13 protein-coding genes are annotated in these 17,107 nt (G+C 48.1%); 3 read left to right on the top strand and 10 right to left on the bottom strand.

Features of this window, described 5'->3' with window-relative positions; all coding sequences use genetic code 11:
* Positions 1–90 precede the first annotated feature (90 nt).
* Positions 91–309 carry a heavy-metal-associated domain-containing protein gene (locus V5T57_RS19125; RefSeq protein ID WP_332892866.1) on the bottom strand — a complete coding sequence of 73 codons (219 nt, stop codon included), beginning with the start codon at positions 307–309 and terminating at the stop codon, positions 91–93.
* Positions 310–401: 92 nt separating this feature from the next.
* Between V5T57_RS19125 and V5T57_RS19130 the strand changes: the two genes are divergently transcribed.
* Entirely contained in the window at positions 402–1,214 is an 813-nt protein-coding gene (locus tag V5T57_RS19130) for an undecaprenyl-diphosphate phosphatase (protein ID WP_332892867.1), read from the top strand.
* Here V5T57_RS19130 and V5T57_RS19135 read toward each other — a convergent pair.
* The 4 genes from V5T57_RS19135 to V5T57_RS19150 form a co-directional block, all read right to left on the bottom strand.
* Complete coding sequence (locus V5T57_RS19135) at positions 1,211–1,615, bottom strand: VOC family protein (protein ID WP_332892868.1); 405 nt, start codon at positions 1,613–1,615, stop codon at positions 1,211–1,213. The genes V5T57_RS19130 and V5T57_RS19135 overlap by 4 nt on opposite strands.
* Positions 1,616–2,265: 650 nt before the next feature.
* A complete protein-coding gene (locus tag V5T57_RS19140) occupies positions 2,266–5,055 on the bottom strand; it encodes a hypothetical protein (RefSeq protein WP_332892869.1) in 2,790 nt (929 codons plus the stop codon).
* Between the two features lie 46 nt (positions 5,056–5,101).
* Positions 5,102–6,427, bottom strand: a complete 1,326-nt coding sequence (locus V5T57_RS19145) for an HlyD family type I secretion periplasmic adaptor subunit (protein ID WP_332892870.1) — start codon at positions 6,425–6,427, stop codon at positions 5,102–5,104.
* Positions 6,420–8,126 (bottom strand): type I secretion system permease/ATPase, encoded by a 1,707-nt coding sequence (locus tag V5T57_RS19150; protein WP_332892871.1) that lies wholly within the window; start codon positions 8,124–8,126, stop codon positions 6,420–6,422. Before V5T57_RS19150 ends, V5T57_RS19145 begins: the two co-directional genes overlap by 8 nt.
* Positions 8,127–8,578: 452 nt before the next feature.
* Between V5T57_RS19150 and V5T57_RS19155 the strand changes: the two genes are divergently transcribed.
* Complete coding sequence (locus V5T57_RS19155; RefSeq protein WP_332892872.1) at positions 8,579–9,799, top strand: hypothetical protein; 1,221 nt, start codon at positions 8,579–8,581, stop codon at positions 9,797–9,799.
* 18 nt (positions 9,800–9,817) lie between these two features.
* On the opposite strand, the gene V5T57_RS19160 is transcribed toward V5T57_RS19155, so the two are convergent.
* The 4 genes from V5T57_RS19160 to V5T57_RS19175 all read right to left on the bottom strand — a co-directional run bounded on the left by V5T57_RS19160 (position 9,818) and on the right by V5T57_RS19175 (position 14,494).
* Entirely contained in the window at positions 9,818–10,132 is a 315-nt protein-coding gene (locus tag V5T57_RS19160) for an STAS domain-containing protein (RefSeq protein ID WP_332892873.1), read from the bottom strand.
* A gap of 143 nt (positions 10,133–10,275) precedes the next feature.
* Positions 10,276–10,896: a response regulator gene (locus tag V5T57_RS19165; protein WP_332892874.1), complete on the bottom strand. Its 621-nt coding sequence runs from the start codon at positions 10,894–10,896 to the stop codon at positions 10,276–10,278.
* Complete coding sequence (locus V5T57_RS19170; RefSeq protein ID WP_332892875.1) at positions 10,893–13,421, bottom strand: PAS domain-containing sensor histidine kinase; 2,529 nt, start codon at positions 13,419–13,421, stop codon at positions 10,893–10,895. The genes V5T57_RS19165 and V5T57_RS19170 overlap by 4 nt, the downstream gene beginning before the upstream one ends.
* Positions 13,418–14,494, bottom strand: coding sequence for a substrate-binding domain-containing protein (locus tag V5T57_RS19175; protein WP_332892876.1), 1,077 nt, complete (start codon positions 14,492–14,494; stop codon positions 13,418–13,420). Before V5T57_RS19175 ends, V5T57_RS19170 begins: the two co-directional genes overlap by 4 nt.
* Positions 14,495–15,233: 739 nt before the next feature.
* Here V5T57_RS19175 and V5T57_RS19180 point away from each other — a divergent pair.
* A complete protein-coding gene (locus tag V5T57_RS19180) occupies positions 15,234–15,455 on the top strand; it encodes a helix-turn-helix domain-containing protein (RefSeq protein WP_332892877.1) in 222 nt (73 codons plus the stop codon).
* A gap of 585 nt (positions 15,456–16,040) precedes the next feature.
* Here V5T57_RS19180 and galE read toward each other — a convergent pair.
* Positions 16,041–17,012: a UDP-glucose 4-epimerase GalE gene (gene galE / locus V5T57_RS19185; RefSeq protein WP_332892878.1), complete on the bottom strand. Its 972-nt coding sequence runs from the start codon at positions 17,010–17,012 to the stop codon at positions 16,041–16,043.
* Positions 17,013–17,107 lie beyond the last annotated feature (95 nt).

Here is a 17,107-nt window from a genome sequence, read left to right on the forward strand (position 1 = left end):
CCCTCAATCCCTTTTAATCGTTTGCTCCGAGGGGGGTAAAGCGAGCTGGGAACATAGGCTATGAGTTCGCTTCAGCTAAGTAGAAGGTCATTATCCTTGTACCGTATAACCTTCTTCTGTAATAACACGAGAAGCTGTGGCTTGCAGCGCATCAACATCAACCCCATCAGACAACGTCAAAGTAACAGTCGCTTTTTCAAGATCAATGTCACACGCCGTAATACCATCAATCTCCATGGCCACCTCCGTTACAGCCTTAACACAGTGCTGACAAGACATGCCAGAGACAGAAAGAGTTACTTGAGCCATGATTTCAATTCCTTGATTGTTGGTGTACGATTTGCGACTGTGCCCACCTTGAGCGGTGGCCACTACAGGCTTCCCCATCATAAGGAAAGCACATGGATCTTTTCAATGCGGCAGTTTTAGCGCTGATTCAAGGCCTCACAGAGTTCTTACCGATCAGCTCATCAGGGCACCTGATCCTTACCCCATATCTGTTTGGATGGCAAGATCAAGGGTTGGTGTTTGATGTCGCCGCTAATACAGGTTCCTTGCTGGCCGTTATGCTCTACTTCCGCCAAGAGGTCGTCCAAATGTGGCATGGAAGTATCGACCTGATTCAAAACCCCATGGGCTGGAAAAAAACAGATGGCCAAAGCCGGTTGGTTATGCAATTGGCCGTTGCTACCGTTCCTGTTGGTCTGGTTGGCTTGGCTTTTAAAGATTGGTTTTCCACCGCTGCACGTGATCCCATGATCATCGCCACAACCTCCATTCTTTTTGGCCTACTCCTCTGGTGGGCTGACCAAAAAGGTAGGCGTAGTGAGGATGGTAGTAAACTTAGTTGGAAAGAGATCTGGTTAATCGGTATTGCCCAAGCTTTTGCCCTTATCCCAGGCACTTCCCGTTCTGGTGTGACGATGACGGCAGGGCTCATGCTTGGGCTAACCCGCGAAGCTGCGGCCCGTTTTTCTTTTCTTATGGCTATTCCTGTTGGTATTTTAGCCGCGCTGCTCGACCTTAAGGATCTGCTTAGTCATGATATGCAAGCAGATGAGATCCAATTTCTATTGGTCGGCTTTGTTGTATCAGGATTATCCGCATTTGTTGTTATTCATTGGCTACTCGGTTGGTTGAAAAAACAGACCATGACCCCTTTTGTGCTCTATCGGATTATACTCGGGGTTATTATTTTCGCCATGTTGGGTTAAAGCAGGTTTTGTTGGGCCAAAAGCTGATCTTTATCGGCCAAAGGTGTACCAAAAATTAATAGATTTCCGCTGTTATCCCGAACCCTAAAATCTCGTTCACCATAGTCTCTGTCTGCCAAGTCACCAACTAAAACCAGTGGCTTGCTCAAGCATTGTTGATAAAGGAGGTCAGGGTTCTCAACCTCAATATGGCAGACACCACTTCCCACATGCTCCGGTCGGCCCTCTCCAAATTCCAGAACAACACGATCCCGTTTAACAGAGGCATAGTAGCTATCCTTCCCGCTCTTCCACACCCCTAAGATCGTAAACCCCAAGTTATCGGCATAAAAGTGCGCACTTTGTCGGGCATCTGAAACAGGGAGAATCGTTGTCGCACTTACAAAACGTGAGGTTGACATGATAGAGGCTCCAAATCATTAAAAATGGTGGTATGCGTAAGATGGTTTGCCTATACGCACAGAATCAATGAGGGGGTAAAAAGACCACGGCTCTAAGCCTGCTGGTAAACGGTTTAAAGTTAAGTATGCTCACTGTGTTGAAACGTCACAATAAAAGAAAAAAACGGAATAATAGGCCGCGCCTTCTACGGTAAGGGAAGCAATATCAAATCTACACATTTAGGTCACGTGCAGAAAGATACTTAAAAGGTTTACTGGCATGTGATTGAAAGAAAAACCTCATAAATAAACGTAACGTTTCAAGGCTATGAGATCTTTTAGGAAATGAGAGTGTAGGGCTTGTTTCTGATCATGTGGAGTCAATAAGTGATCTGAGCAAAAGGCTGGTTAGGTGAAAGATAGGAGTATTATTCCTGTGGGTGCGAAGAGCTAATACCAGGCTTTATGTCATACCTCTCTACCATCGTGCGCCAAAGCTGCCTGGGTGGGCTGTGTACGGTGGGTAGGCTTGAATAACGATATGCTGGAAAATAGTTAGAAATTAAACCTATATGATCACTTGAAATAGATAAAATATACGCTTAAATCATTTTTGTGGTGTGGTTAAGAGGACCATGGGGGGTACTGCCACACCCCCCATGGGTGTCTGGTCAGTTAAGCAGATTATCTACGTCGTATAGCGCGGATTCACTGTTGTTCAGATCTTCCTCTAGTAGCTCATTTAACCAACTGGCCACACTGTCGAGGCTGGCATTGCGGTTGCCATCCTCATTGAGCAGCCGACCCCGCTCAATTTCAAAACCCATATGGTAAATACCATCCGCAACTGTGTTAACGGCATTACGACCAAATAGGCGACTATGAGCACCATCATTCTGTACGAGATGAAAACCGGTCTCTTCACCCGTACCTTCATCATCCCCATGCAATGAAACCCACTGTTCTAAAATGGTTTCACCTGTTGTTGCATCTTGGTTTTCTGCATCACGAATCCAAGCATTAATGGCCTGCATATCCTCCTGGTCAAAGCTGCCATCTGTTGCAGTCTGTGTTTCTTGAATGGCATCCAGCAGTATATGGTTTAAACCATCAGCGGCGGCGGCCCCATCTTGGATCTCAGTAGTAGAGATTTTGTAGTTCAAACGACTATCAGATGTAATGATCTCTACCAGTTGGTCTAAACCCGTATCTGTGGTGCCGGTGGTGTAAGGGTTTTCAACTGAACCATCAATAAGCAGGCTCTCTTTAGGTGCATCCAAGGCCTGGGCTAAATCCTCCCCTAAAAGCTCCTCCATCCAGTTGGAGAGGCTAAATAGGCTGGCATTACGGTCACCATCTTCATTAAGAACGTTATAGCGTTCCACTTCAAAACCTAGGTGATAGAGGCCATCAGCGACTGTATTGACGGCATTACGTCCAAACAGACTACTATTAGCCCCATCATTCTGTACCAGATGGAAGCCAGTCTCTTCATCCCCCTCATCGTCTCCGTGCTGGGTGGTCCAGGCTTCCAGGTAGGTGGTTTCACCATCAATGGTGTTGTTCTCATCCCGTAGCCAGTGGTTGATATCCCGCATATCTGCTACATTTAAAGTACCATCGTAGGCAGTTCCTGTTGCACGTATGGCATCAATAATCATGCTGTTCATGGCATCTGCAGCCGCAGCGCCTTCGCTTATGTCGCTGGTCGAGATTTTTTGGTTGAGGCGTTCATCGCTGGTAATGATCTCCACCAGCTGATCAAGTCCGGTTTCTGTAGTGGCTTCAAAATAGGGGGTGTCGGTGTTTTTATCGACCAGTAGGCTCTCTTCTTGGTTGGCAGAAAGCTCCTCTTTGAGTAGCTCATTGAGCCAGTCAGAAACCTGAGAGAGGCTGGCATTACGGTCACCATCTTCATTAAGCAAACGCCCTTTTTCAATCTCAAAGCCCAGGTGGTAGAGCCCGTCAGCGACGTTATTGACGGCGTTGCGGCCAAACAGTCGGCTGTTTGCACCATCGTTCTGTACCAAGTGGAAGCCGGTCTCTGCATCCCCCTCATCGTCTCCGTGCTGGGTGGTCCAGGCTTCCAGGTAGGTGGTTTCACCATCAATGGTGTTGTTCTCATCCCGTAGCCAGTGGTTGATATCTCGCACATCGGCGATGTTAATATCGCCATCTACCGCAACACCGGTACCCTTAACAGCATCAATAATCATGCTGTTCATGGCATCCGCAGCCGCAGCGCCTTCTTCAATATCCAGTGTAGAGACTTTTTGATTGAGCCTTGCGTCGTTATTAATAATCTCTACAAGTTGATCAAGCCCCGTTCCTGTTGTGGCTTGGAAAGTAGGATCATTCACCGTTGTATCAATAAGAATACTCTCTGAAGCATTATTTGTGGCCTCCAGCAAATCATCTTTAAGTAACTCCTCTAACCAATCAGCAACTCGATCTAAGCGTACGTTACGGTTACCATCTTCGTTGAGTAGATTATTCCCCTCAATTTCAAACCCTAAGTGGTAGATACCATCAGCCACGCTATTAACCGCGTTCCGCCCAAATAACTGGCTGTTTGCGCCATCATTTTGTACCAGATGAAAACCGGTCTCTTCACCACTCTCTTCATCATCCCCATGTAGTTGGGTCCATCTCTCTAGATAACTGGTACCTTCTGCATCGGTATGGTTTTCATCCCGGATCCAATGGTTCATGGCACGAATATCTGCAGCGTTTAGATCACCATCATAGGCAACACCAGTCGCACGGATGGACTCCAGCAAAATGCTGTTCATGCCATCGGCTGCGGCAGCACCATCGTGTATTTCTTCTGTAGAAATACGCTGTTCTAGCCGGTTATCACCGTTAATTATGTCAATCAGCTGGTCTAAGCCGCTGTCTGTGGTGGCGTTAAAGTAGGGCGAGGGAACCTCTGAATGGATTAACAGACTGCTGGCAGTATCGGTTGCCAGATCGTCGGCCAGCAGATCATCTAGCCAGTTGGCAACATCACTAAGACGAGCATTTTTGTTGCCATCTTCATTGAGTAGACGCCCACCTTCCACATCAAAACCAAGATGGTAGAGGCCATCTGCAACTGTATTTACGGCGTTTCGGCCATAGAGTTGTGTGTTGGCTCCATCATTTTGCTCCAGGTGAAAACCGGTTTCTTCCTCACCTTCATCATCACCATGCCACTCGGTCCATTGATCCTGTCGAGATTGATCCTCTTGAAGCCACTGATTGATTTGGCGAACATCTGCTGTGCTAATGCGTCCATTTTGGGCAACGCCTGTGGCTTGAATGGCCTCAATAATCAGTGCATTCATCGCATCAGCTGCAGCAGCTCCGGCATCAATATCTTCCGCCTCAATACGTTGGTTTAATCGTTCATCTGAGGTGATGATTTTAATGAGTGCATCCAGGCCAGTGCCTGTTGTGGCTTGATAAGGGTTGTCACGCATGGTCATGCTCCTCTTAAAGGGGGGAACCCCGAGTTTTTATAGGTGTTTAGCTTTCACGAAAGCTCTTATATAGGCTTTGCATCAAAGGTTCAGTCAGGTAAGCCAGTAAGGTTCGGCTACCGGTAAAGATCAGGGTGTCTGCGGCCATTCCTGGTAACAGTTCAATCTCTTCATCCAGTGCTTGCAGGCTCTCTGAACTTAGAGCAATGCGGGCGCGGTAGTAGCTCTGTCCTGAGTTGGGTTCGATGATTAAATCGGCAGAGATACTGCGTACCACACCCTTTAAGCGGGGGAGATTCCGCTGGGGGTAGGCATTCAAGGTGATTTCAGCTTGTAGTCCGGGTTTGACGACATCAACATCGCTCGGATTAATGCGGGCATCGACCAACAAGATCTCCTGTTGGGGAACAATTTCCAAGACAGCATCACCCGGTTTGATCACACCACCATTGGTGGTAAACCGCAGATTAAAAACCCGGCCAGCAACCGGGGCTGTTATGACCGTTCGTTGTAAGATGTCGGAACTATTGGTTAAGCGTGAGGCCAGATCTGCAAGCTGCTGGCGAACTTCTCCAAGCTCCTTGGCGGCTTGGTCCCAGCGGCTGGTTTCCAGGTTAAGAATTTTCATCTCAGTTTCGCCAATACTTTGCTGGGCACGAGCAACAGCGGCTTGTTGGGCGGCTAGATCACCTTCAATTTGGGCACGACTGCGTTGCAGGGCCAATAAGCGGGGACGTTTGCCCAAACCCTTTTCTACGAGCTGGCGAACACCACGGATCTCTTGGCGGATTAAGGACATTTGACGGTTTTTACTTTTAATTTGCCCCTCTAACCCCACAATTTCTTGATTGAGCTGGGCAATGCGCTTGGCCAAAATACGGCGCTGAGTTTGGTGGGAGGCTAAGCGAGCCTGAAAGAGGTTCTCTTGATCCTTTTGGAGGGTGGCATCCGCCTCGGTATAGTCATAAGTGTTCCATGCCATGGTTTGTTGGGATCGGGACTCTGCCAATAGCCTAGCCTCCATGGCCTTGAGGGCTTGGTAGCGGTTTTTTTGAATCCGATAGGTTGCCATAGCCTGGGTATCTTCCAGAACAACCAGGGGGGCGTTGGCAAAGACCATCTCTCCCTCTTCAACAAGAATATGTTGAATAATACCGCCCTCCAGGTGTTGTACCGTGCGTCGGTACCCTTCTGGACTAATGGCGCCGGGTGCAATGGCCGCACTGGCAATGGGAGCTTGGGCTGACCAGCCTCCCAGCAAACCAAAAAAGAGTACAACCACCAGCACAGCCCCAAGCAGAGGTAGGCGAATAAGCTGCTTTAAATGAAGGGTGGCTGAGGCCGTTTGGTGTTCGGATGATCTCTTAAACATGGGTTGCTCCTACGGCCTGAGTAACAGCATGAGAAGAAGGTGTATTTGGGGCAGATTGGGTCGGTACCGCCACAGGGCGACGTATGGCGTTGCGATCACCGTAGCGGAGCAGACGGCCTTGATGCAAAATGGCCACTTTGTCTACCACCGCCATCAAAGCAGGGCGGTGGGTAACCACCACTACGGTTTGCCCCATGCCTTTGGCGGTTTCTATGGCTTTTACCAAAGCCGCTTCACCCTCGGCATCCAGATTGGCATTGGGTTCATCCAAGATTAGAAATTTAGGGTTGTCATAAAGGGCTCGGGCCAGACCAATACGTTGTCGTTGGCCCATGGAAAGGGGTAGGGGGTGCCCAGGGGTGATTGGGGTTTCATAGCCTTGAGGAAGCTGACGGATTAAACCATCAACCCCCGCTAACTGAGCGGCAAAGACCACTTTGGCTTCATCAAGCTTAGGGTTAAAACGGGCGATGTTCTCTTTTAAGGTTCCTGGCAGTAACTCCACGCCTTGAGGCAGATAGCCAATCCAGGCTCCCAATTGATCGGAGTTCCAGCCTGTTACCGGACGGTTGTCAAAACTCACCTGACCAGTGCTGGGTTTTGTGGCCCCAACCAACAGGCGGCAAAGGCTGCTTTTGCCACTGCCAGAAGGACCCACAATGGCCAGTACACTGCCTGCCTCAAGGGTTAGGGTCAGATCTTCCAGGATGGGGGCTTGGCCAGCCTCACGGTTTAAGGTCAATGCATCGAGCTGTATGGCACCACTTGGCTTGGGCAGAGCCATGCTATTAAGCGAGGCTTGGTTAGAAGGTAGCTTGGCCAGTTGCTGCCATGCACGGCGGGCAGAGATAAAATTACGCCAACCCCCAATCGCTTGCTCCATCGGGGCCAGACAACGACCAAGCATGATGGATGCGGCGATCATACCGCCTGCACTCAGTTCATTGCGTAAGACCAAGACAGCTCCCAAAGAGAGCACAATGATCTGAATACTCATACGAACCGCTTTGGTTGCCCCCCCCAGCAGTGCGCCACGTTCTGCTGTAACACGCTGCCAGTGGGAAGCTTCCGTCATACGGCTTATCCACTGATCTTGAATGGGCTGGGTCATGGCCATGGCTTTAACGGCATCTCCACTTTGCATGGCTGCCGTTAAAATTTGGGCATTTTCGCTTTGTAGGTTTTGTGTCCGGGCAATGCTTTGACGGCTGAGCAGCTCCGTAAGCAAGGCGATGGTGAGCAACATACCTGCCCCAATAATGGCTGCAAGACCTAACCATGGGTGCATCCAAGCTAAAATTAGAGCAAAAAAGAAGACCCACGGGGTATCGAGCAAGGCAAACAGACCGGGGCTGGACAAAAAATTTCGAATACGGCCCAGGTGTTGTAGACCATCAACGCTGGTAGGGTTTCCTTGAATGGTATGGGCAACCACTTGTTGGCTGCCCATCTGTTCCAACCAGCTGGCTGCACGGGCCATCAGGTTTTGTCTTAAGGCATCTAGAACACCCAGGGTAATTACACCCACGAGAGCTAACCCCATAAGACTGTAGAGGGTGGCATGGTGACCACTGGTTAAAACCCGGTCGAACAGTTGCATCATGTATATGGGGCTAATAAGCATCAGCAAATTAACCCCAATACTCATGCAGGCTGCCCATAAAATGGGTTTGTGTAGGGCGCGTAGCAGTTCTTGCATGGTTGGACCCCTCATCTGAGTAAAAAGGGGCTTCCTTGCCTATCATGGTTAACATCCTTGCTAACCAGGATACTTAGGTTGCTGGGGTTACCTGTGTATCCAACCCTATTTACAAGGCAGAGCTTGGGCCAACTCAGTAAAAAATATAAATATTACTAATATTACAGGTGCTTGATATTGCTAACCTGCACAACAAACAACGCGGCTGATTTACAGTCTACTGTAGTCAATCGTTTGCGCCTTAGGGTGAGGAAGAGAAATGTTCACTCTTTTCCATATGTAAATAAATGTTTACTGTAATGGTTTGTATGTGGCGATGTCTGAGCAGTTGGCGTAGAGCGTGCAACGTTTAGAAGAAGAGAGGTTATGAAGGTGTTTAACCCCATCTCTATAACTCTTAGAGGGTCAATAGATCATGGATGATATCCGGCATATTAAGCGGGAGATACCCAATGGGACTGGGTGATGGCATGAAACCGAGAGTCAGGTTACAAAGCGGAATTTTTTTGACGCTTATGCTGACCTATGGCAGCACAGCTTATGGGGTGGAAAATCCTCTAAACCAAGTCTTTTCTGAGTTATTCCCAGACCAGGAGCTTCAGAAACAGGAGTGTGAGCAGGGTGCCCAAGTGCTGGAAAATCATCACCAGCAGGTGGATCTGGCTCAAAAACGGCTGAATAGGGCAGAGCAGCACCTTCAGAGTATTCAGGCTCAAATTACTCAGTATAAAGAGCAAGAGGCTTTGGTTCAGGTGCTGGAGGATGCCCGTATTCTGTCCGAAACCCACCTTAATTCCCGGTACATGCAGCATCAGCAGGCTTTTAAAGAGATGGCCAAAGTTAAAAGCCGCTATAGCGTGCACTGTGGTGCCCTCTCTACTTCGGATGTGACCTCTCAGAATTCACAACACTCTTGGTTGCAGCATAACCGCATGGATATCGCCACTTTTGTGTCCGCAGCGGCAAAGTCGAATTCTGTCAATAAAATAGATGAAGTGCCACCTTCTGAAGAAGAGGCCCAGCTTGTTAAGGATGGGGAGAGGGGGGCGGCTCATGCTTCAACGGTTTCATCAGAGCCGTTAGAGAGTACGTACAATTCAACCACGGCTGAAGATCAAACCTTAGAGCCTGTGGTGGAAGCTTCCCCTTACCTGGGGCGTAAACTTCACACTCAACCTGCCATGCCACCTGTCTCCTATCAGTCTTTTTATATGGCTCAGTGGTTACAGCCGGCAGCAGGGGCTGCTTTAGCCCAAGTCTCTACACACGCAACGCAGCCAACTGGTTTTTCCCCACAGCCTAAGCAGGTTAAGAAAACGGTCTATCGCGCGACCCATCCGTTATCAAAAGGGTCTGCAAACCACGTTACACGTATTAAACTGAAACCTGTGCAGGTTATACGGACCAAACGGTTGGCAAGTGATTTGTCTAAGAAATTGGTTTATTTGGGGAGTTTTAGTAACCGGACGGCACTGGCAAAGATGAAGCTACAGGTAAGTAATGTGCTGGCCATTAGTCCTGATCAGTTTGTACAACGCTCTTTTTATGATGGACGCTTAACCCGTCTCTACCTAGGACCTATGCAGCAGGATATGGCTCAGCAAGCCATGCAACAGGTGGCCGGTAAGCTCTCTTTAGATCATTTAAAAATTGTCATGGAAAAACGTCTGTAGCCATTTGCACATATAGGATCAGCGGATGGGGCAATCATCCCGAACTTCAAACAGGGAGAAGAAGTTACTGTTTTTAAGGGCACCTGATACCTGAGGGGTCGGGTTGCACAGCTTGACCTTTTTAGGCTTACTACCCATCTGCTCAAACAAAACCAACAACATGCCTAATCCGGCGCTGTCTATGGTGTTGACCATATCCATGTGGATCGTACACGTATGGTTTGGTTGCAGTGTCTGTATAGACTTCATAAAGGGCTGATGTGCAAAATGATTCAGCTCTCCCTTTAGGACCAGCGCAATCTGATCCCCTTCTTCAATGCGTTGAATATCCATTACAACCTATATCGAGCTAAAAAAAGTCATCGAAATAGGGCTTGGTTGAAAAATGCTCACCAGACCCCTCTACACCCACCCATCACGATAGTTTTACTCTGTACAGCTTGCAAGCGCTTATCTTACTTTTTTATGGGTGATCGCTAAACCAACCCCATACGCATGGCGTAGCGCACCACATCAGCCGTGGTATGTAGATTAAGCTTACGCATAAGTCGTGTACGGTGGGTATCCACTGTTTTAGGGCTAATACCCAAGGTCCGTGCGATCTCTTTATTGGTTTGTCCTTCGGCGACCAGTTTAACCACCTCTTTTTCACGGGGAGATAGCTGTACGGGTAGGTCATCCAACCGCTCTAATTCATTGACTTTCTCTTCGACGACCGCACTGATAAAACGTTTGCCTGCAGCAACAGCCGCAATGGCATCCTGTAGTTCAGAAAAGGCATTATCCTTCACCACATATCCTAATGCACCGGCCTGATCAGCCTTAATCGCCAAGGTTGGATCATCATGCATGGTTAACAGTAAAAGCCGGGTAGTTAGTCCCTCAGAGACAACCTGTTTAACCACATCTAGCCCATTTAAACCGGGCATGGAGATATCCAATAAGGCGACGTCTGGTTTTAAGGAACGGATCAGTTCCAGTGCTTCATCACCACGTCCGGCTTCACCAATAATCTCAACCTCACTATGTGCACTTAACAGATGGGCCAGGCCTTGGCGAAAAATGGTGTGGTCGTCAGCCATGATGATTCGTATCATTCCGGTACCCTTACCGATATGGTGAGCCCCTTTTCAGGAGCCGTGGTAAATTGAGCGGTGCCGCCCAGGCGTTCGGCCTGTTCAGAAATAATGGAAAGTCCTAACCCTTTGGCTGTACGACGGGCCTGTTCCAGATCCATACCCACCCCATCATCCGCCACGACAAGCGTAATGCCTTCTCCTTCAACATGCTGTAGCTCCACCCGTAACGTTGTCGCCTGGGCATGTTTTAAGGCGTTGGTCAGACCCTCCTGCAGAATACGGAACAGATTGTAGGTGATCTCGGCATCTAGTCCATCAAAATTACCAGAGGCATGTAGCTCAAGCTCACCCTCCCAGTTGCGCCCTAACCGGTGACACCACCAGCGCATGGCCTCTTCCAAATTCATGCGTTCTAAAAAAGAGGGACGCAAAACAGTGGTAATATCCCGTAACTGGCCAATGGCATCTTGCAGTTCAGCTACTTCATCTTTTAAGCTGATACCTGCTTGATCGGCAGGTAGGCTTTTCATCTCTAAGCCAAGTTTAATGGCTTGAAGTGATTGACCAATGCTCTCATGCAGCAGGTTACCCAAACGTTTGCGTTCTTCAATTTCCAGCTTATTTTTTAGGTGCCTTAAAGATTCCTGCAAGGCCTTTTTTTCGGTGATATCAGTAATGCTCTCTAGTCTCGCCAACCGATTATCTACCCAGCGAATGGCCAGTACGCGAACGGCATACCAGCGCTTTTCTGAGGGATGAAAATATTCACCGGAAATACCCCGGTGGGGGTCCCCTTCAGGACCTACCAGTACGGTATCGTTGCACAAGGCATCCCTAAGCTCAGGTTCCATATGCAAAGATTGATGATGCTGAGCACAAGGTAGACTTTGCTGCCGGGTGTTGGCCATGGCATTGATAAAAAAGCTCTCATTTTGATCCAGGGTTGTCACCCGAACCATGGCATCCAGCCCATCCAAAACCGTTTGCAAACGTTGATTGGCCTGCTTTAAGGAGGCTTCATAATGGTGGCGCAGCGTGACATCCCGTGAGATCCCCTGATAGCCTTTAAAGTGCCCTTGGTTATCATAAAAGGGCACGCCATTGGTCTCTAAAATCACATGACGACCCGATTGAGCATGTAGCATGTTACTGGTAAAAACCTCAAGGGGGCGTTGACGGCTGGCTATTTCTGCAAACAGCTGCTCGACCCGGTGGCGTTCTTCAGGCTCCATCAATTGGTGAGGTGGTTTACCCATAATCTCGTCAGGCTTAAACCCAAGTAGATCCGAGACCCGAGGGCTGCTGTAACTGAAATTGCCATCCTTATCCAGTTCCCACACCCAATCGGTTATATTATCCAGCAAATTACGGTATCGATTTTCACTTTCACGTAAAAGTTTTTCAGTCCGCTTACGCTCTGTCAACTCTTGGGTTAACCCTTCACGAGAGCGGGTAATCTCCAGTGAAAAGCGGTTTAAAAGATGGTTTAACGCAAAAAGTTGATCCCCTCTTTTGGGAACCTCCAGTTGAACCCCAAGGTTTTGTTCTGAAAAACGATTAATTTGGTAGGAGAGTCGTTTTAACTTACCAGACAACCAAAAGAGGATCAGCACAAAGGTGGCAATAAAGACCAGGGTCGAGATCATTTTCTCTGTCCGGCCTGTTTTTAAAATTTGTTGGTGAAGATCATCCACCGCAGAGCGTGGAATAAGGGCTGCCACCTGAAAGGTCATTTCTGATGAAAAGGCGTAATTAAAGAAATCCTGCCCAACAAAGAGGTAGGTTTGTGCCAGCTGGGCCATGGCGGTACCCACCGGTACCGTGTGGGGGTCACTGCTGGCAATGACATGCTCTTCTTGCTCATCAATAAAAACCTGAATACCTTCCAGATCGAACTGACGGGTAAAATCGATAAGAAAACGATCATCCAGTGGCAGAATTAACGCCAGCACTCCCATGGTTTCGCCAATGGCATCTCGCACAGGCTCTGCAGCAATAAAGAGCGGTACCCCGTTGGATTGAGTAATGCTAGATGGTCCCCCCTCACTCAAATAGTCCAGCAGTTCGGGGGTCAGGTAGTTTTTATCTAAATCGCGCCGACCGTTGGTGAACAGCTCCTGCATGTGATAATCCTCATCCAGGAGCAAAAAGCTGGCACTGCGGGTAAAATCCCGAATCATGGCAGAGGATGGTAGCCAGGAGGGGAGTCGTTCATGGATTTTAAGTTGGTGCTGTTCTCCCCAGCCCCAATCATGGCGAATACGTAGATAGTTAACCAGTTGAGCATGTTGCACAAAGAGCTGAGTCGTTTTTTTCTGCTGACGTAAATAGCCTTTTAACTGGGTTAGGCTACGGCTGAAACGGCGTTCAAGGGTATCTTCCAACTGTTGTGTAAAAAGCTTGCTGGCCCAGCGGTTTTGCATATGGTCGAGTACGTTCCATGAGAGAATACCAACCATGACCAGCAGAACCAGCACCTTAAGGGTGAGGGGAACCCGCTGTTGCCAAAAACGAATGATAGAGAGCTTGTGGTGTGCTCTCATTTGGGGGTTCCAATCAGCTCTTCACCACGAAAATTCCAACCAGCCTTTCGGAGTCTGTTAGAAGAGATCAGGTGAAATTTTTTAGGTAGTGTAGAGAGATTATCATTCAAATAAGTGATCAAGGCTTTTGCATGGGGGTTCTGGCCTGCTTCAGGGGTCCAAATGGCGATACTGTGGGTGCGATAAAAGGGGTAGCGCCCCTCAATTAATGCTTGATCATCATTGGGATGAAGACCATCAACCTTGAGAACCTTAACCGGATTTTTTGGCCCGCCAAATTGAATAACATCCCAAAGTACCTCATACCCGACGGCATTGGGATAACGGCCTACTTTTTGGATCATTTCAGGAATACTCCCCGCTTCATCAAGCCGAGGGGAGAAGAGATTTTCATCGGCCAAAATACGCCGCCAGTGGCCAGGGCGAATGGTACAATGTAGGCGCCCAACAGGCCATACAGCATGATTGTTTAGGTGCCCGCTCTGATAGCCTTTTATCTGCCCCCAGTCGGAAATATGACCTTGAAAAATATCCCTAACCTGTTTTTGTGTGAGATTTTCAATGGGGTTTTTGACAGAGGCCACAATGGCCAAGGATGAGATGGAGAGCGTGTGAAAGGTTAAGCCGGGAAGACGGTCTGTTTTTGCGGGCGGACAGCAAAAACCAGCAAGATCTACGCGTTTACGGTTGAGTAAGCCTTGAGACACGCCACATGTGCCCTCCTTAAGTACAATTTCAATACCTTGCTGTTTGGCAAACCGAGCCACAATAGGGGTAAGCGCCGCATAGAGGTGCTGATCCAGTGTCAGAGCTAAGTCAGCACCTTTGGCCCACTGTCCGTAGCGGATGGGCTGTTTTTGCCATTTCTCTGATTTTTTAACTCGGTAATCTGGATCAGAAAAGGAGTCACCCACAATACCGTGACCGTCCGCCCGGTATTCGCCCGGCTTACAGAAAGCTGCGTTGGTGGTTTGTTCTGGTCCCTTTTCAGCCCAAAGTGGTGCGGTGTATCCCATCCAGGTGCAGAGTGACAGTAAAAACACCATAGGCATGGCTGAAATGGGGTAGGGCATTATTAAGCCTCCAATAAGATATCAAAGTAGGCAGTTTAACAAATACCCCCCATTAGGCACCAGGGGGTGTAATGGGTTGAGTCTGGGCGCATGTGTGTTGCAGCGTCTGGGAGAAGGGAGGCTGTATGATGACGGAGCTTTAGGAGATCCGTATATAAAACCCATCCTTTTTGGGGCCATAGCTCCGTTGAGAGAGTGCGTTGTGTGCATGATGAGGAGATTCGTACGACCCCGACCGGCTCCACTCATGCTCTTTCTAGTGTTGTGGTGAATGAATATCTAAGGCCTTGCCAGAGCTCCCTTGTTGGATGCATCGCTTGTACCCGTACACATCCCTTGCTTGATAAACGGTTTGTATCTCAGGTAAAGATCGACATCTCTTGATATGATGGAAAATTTCTGTCAGGTGTTTTATGCGTTGGCATTCAGGCTTATTGTAGTGAGAGTATCTGAACTCTGTTTGGAAAGCGTGTAGATACTTCAGGCAATAATTGGGTTGGGTAAAACAGCTGAACAGAAAAAAAACACAGACGACTACAGCCTGGGATGTTGTTGTTTAGGCGTAACTGGTTGCCTTACAGCCGTTATTTGGTAAAAGTACCGACCAGCGGGGCAAATAAGCAGAACAACAACGTTTATGATCATCTTCGTCGTATGTTTGCAGACCATTATTTTTTAAAGAGGTAGAGTGGGCTTTGACCTACTTATTTTATTCCTAACCCAAATAAACGAGATTGAGATGAAAACATTGGATACACCTACCCCAGAACAGATAAAACAGGCCAGAAAGTCTGCCGGATTAACCCAGGAAGGTGCGGCGGTATTAATTCACCGTAAAGGGCGGGCGTGGCGTAAATGGGAAGGGCAAAATCACAGTATGGATCTGGCCATATGGGAGCTGTTTTTAATTAAGAGTAACCAACTACATTTGGCCACCTATACCAACACTATGCCAACCTAATTCTTATTTGATGATTGTCTGGGCGATGTTCACCATGCATAGCTAAGCTCAGCAACTAGTCGGTAAGTGGTGTGCTGTGTTAATAGGTAGAATAAAGAGCCATCCTGGCTGTGTGGTTGAGGTCTTTTTAGCTGGAAAAACTTAGGGGTGCAGAGTTATCGACAGTCATATGCTGGATGAGGTGTAGGATAAAGAATAGCCCTATCATAGGCGAGAAGCCTCACTTAAAACAGGGCATATGTCGACTAGTAGACTGAAAGTGCCATGGTTAGGTGGAATAATTCAGGTGGACATTAAAGCATCGGCTGAATCTCTTCAGTCAACCATTGGGTAGGCTTGTTCCTGTTATAAATGAATGAGGGATAAGGTCACGGCTACGGATTTAGAAAATTTGTCAAAAATATTACTGAAACTTAAGAGAACGCCCCTACATCACACATCCTTTTTACAGGTAGATCCCCAGTTGGGTGCGCAAAAAGAGAGTGCGCCAGCACACTAAAGCATGCTCTATAGGGCATCGGTTTGGCCTTTTGCTCTTCATCTTATTGGGTAAGTGTTTTGTAAGCTGTATAGTGCCTAGAGAAATCAGCGGTTGTGCCAATTCCAAGCTGTTTGCATGATATTCTCTAACTGAGAATGTTGAGGCCAGTTGGGTAGAAAAGAGGGGGAATGATCCAAGGCTGCAACCAATATGGCCGGATCACCTGTGCGACGAGGAGCGTAGCGAACAGGCAAAGATTTGCCAGAGGTCTGTTCTGCAGCTGAAATGATTTCCTGTACAGAGTAACCCTGTCCGGTGCCTAAATTGGTACATATGTTACCTGGGTGGGTCAGTAGGCTTTGCAAGGCTGCGACGTGGGCAGTGGCTAAATCCGTGACATGAATATAATCCCGAATGGCTGTGCCATCCGCGGTTGGATAGTCCTCCCCAAAAACTTCAAGATAGGGGTGTTTACCTAGTATGGTTTGAAATGCCAAGGGTATTAAATGGCTTTCTGGCTGGTGGTTTTCACCCAACACCCCATCTTTATCCGCACCTGCGGCATTGAAATACCGTAAAATGCCATACTTCCACTCTTTGGCTTGATGGAGATCTCTTAAAGCTTGTTCTATAATAAGTTTGCTCCACCCATAGGGGCTAATGGGCATCTGCTGATGAGTGGTGGGAATGGGGATTTGAGTAGGGATGCCATAGGTTGCACAAGAGCTTGAGAAAATAATGGTACGGCAAGCGAACTGCTCCATCACCTGCAAAAGTGAAAGTGTGTTGGCGACATTGTTGTCATAATATTTAAGAGGGTCGAATATGGATGCCCCCACATGGGAATAGGCTGCAAAGTGCATAACCGCCAGGGGTTTATAGTCGGAAAAAACCTTCTTAATGAGCGAAGTATCTCCCATATTTCCTTTAATAAGGGGTCCCCACATGACCGCCTCTGGATGACCGGTCTCCAGTGTATCTATGGTGATGGGAGTAAAGCCTTGTGCATGTAATTCTTTGCATGTATGGCTGCCGATATATCCTGCGCCGCCCGTGACTAAAATATGTTGTGCCATTCATTCCTCAGGGCATAAACTTTAAAAATATTACCTTTTTGCGGTTACCCGCCGATCCTAGCACTCAATCAGCAAGGGTGCAAAGGAACCCATGT

The organism is Magnetococcus sp. PR-3, from assembly GCF_036689865.1.
Classification (GTDB): Bacteria; Pseudomonadota; Magnetococcia; order Magnetococcales; family Magnetococcaceae; genus Magnetococcus.

Bases quoted from the DNA above. Each gene is read 5' to 3' on its own strand.
- V5T57_RS19125 (WP_332892866.1), bottom strand. From the start codon at position 309: ATGGCTCAAGTAACTCTTTCTGTCTCTGGCATGTCTTGTCAGCACTGT.
- V5T57_RS19130 (WP_332892867.1), top strand. From the start codon at position 402: ATGGATCTTTTCAATGCGGCAGTTTTAGCGCTGATTCAAGGCCTCACA.
- V5T57_RS19135 (WP_332892868.1), bottom strand. From the start codon at position 1,615: ATGTCAACCTCACGTTTTGTAAGTGCGACAACGATTCTCCCTGTTTCA.
- V5T57_RS19140 (WP_332892869.1), bottom strand. From the start codon at position 5,055: ATGCGTGACAACCCTTATCAAGCCACAACAGGCACTGGCCTGGATGCA.
- V5T57_RS19145 (WP_332892870.1), bottom strand. From the start codon at position 6,427: ATGTTTAAGAGATCATCCGAACACCAAACGGCCTCAGCCACCCTTCAT.
- V5T57_RS19150 (WP_332892871.1), bottom strand. From the start codon at position 8,126: ATGCAAGAACTGCTACGCGCCCTACACAAACCCATTTTATGGGCAGCC.
- V5T57_RS19155 (WP_332892872.1), top strand. From the start codon at position 8,579: ATGGGACTGGGTGATGGCATGAAACCGAGAGTCAGGTTACAAAGCGGA.
- V5T57_RS19160 (WP_332892873.1), bottom strand. From the start codon at position 10,132: ATGGATATTCAACGCATTGAAGAAGGGGATCAGATTGCGCTGGTCCTA.
- V5T57_RS19165 (WP_332892874.1), bottom strand. From the start codon at position 10,896: ATGATACGAATCATCATGGCTGACGACCACACCATTTTTCGCCAAGGC.
- V5T57_RS19170 (WP_332892875.1), bottom strand. From the start codon at position 13,421: ATGAGAGCACACCACAAGCTCTCTATCATTCGTTTTTGGCAACAGCGG.
- V5T57_RS19175 (WP_332892876.1), bottom strand. From the start codon at position 14,494: ATGCCCTACCCCATTTCAGCCATGCCTATGGTGTTTTTACTGTCACTC.
- V5T57_RS19180 (WP_332892877.1), top strand. From the start codon at position 15,234: ATGAAAACATTGGATACACCTACCCCAGAACAGATAAAACAGGCCAGA.
- galE (WP_332892878.1), bottom strand. From the start codon at position 17,012: ATGGCACAACATATTTTAGTCACGGGCGGCGCAGGATATATCGGCAGC.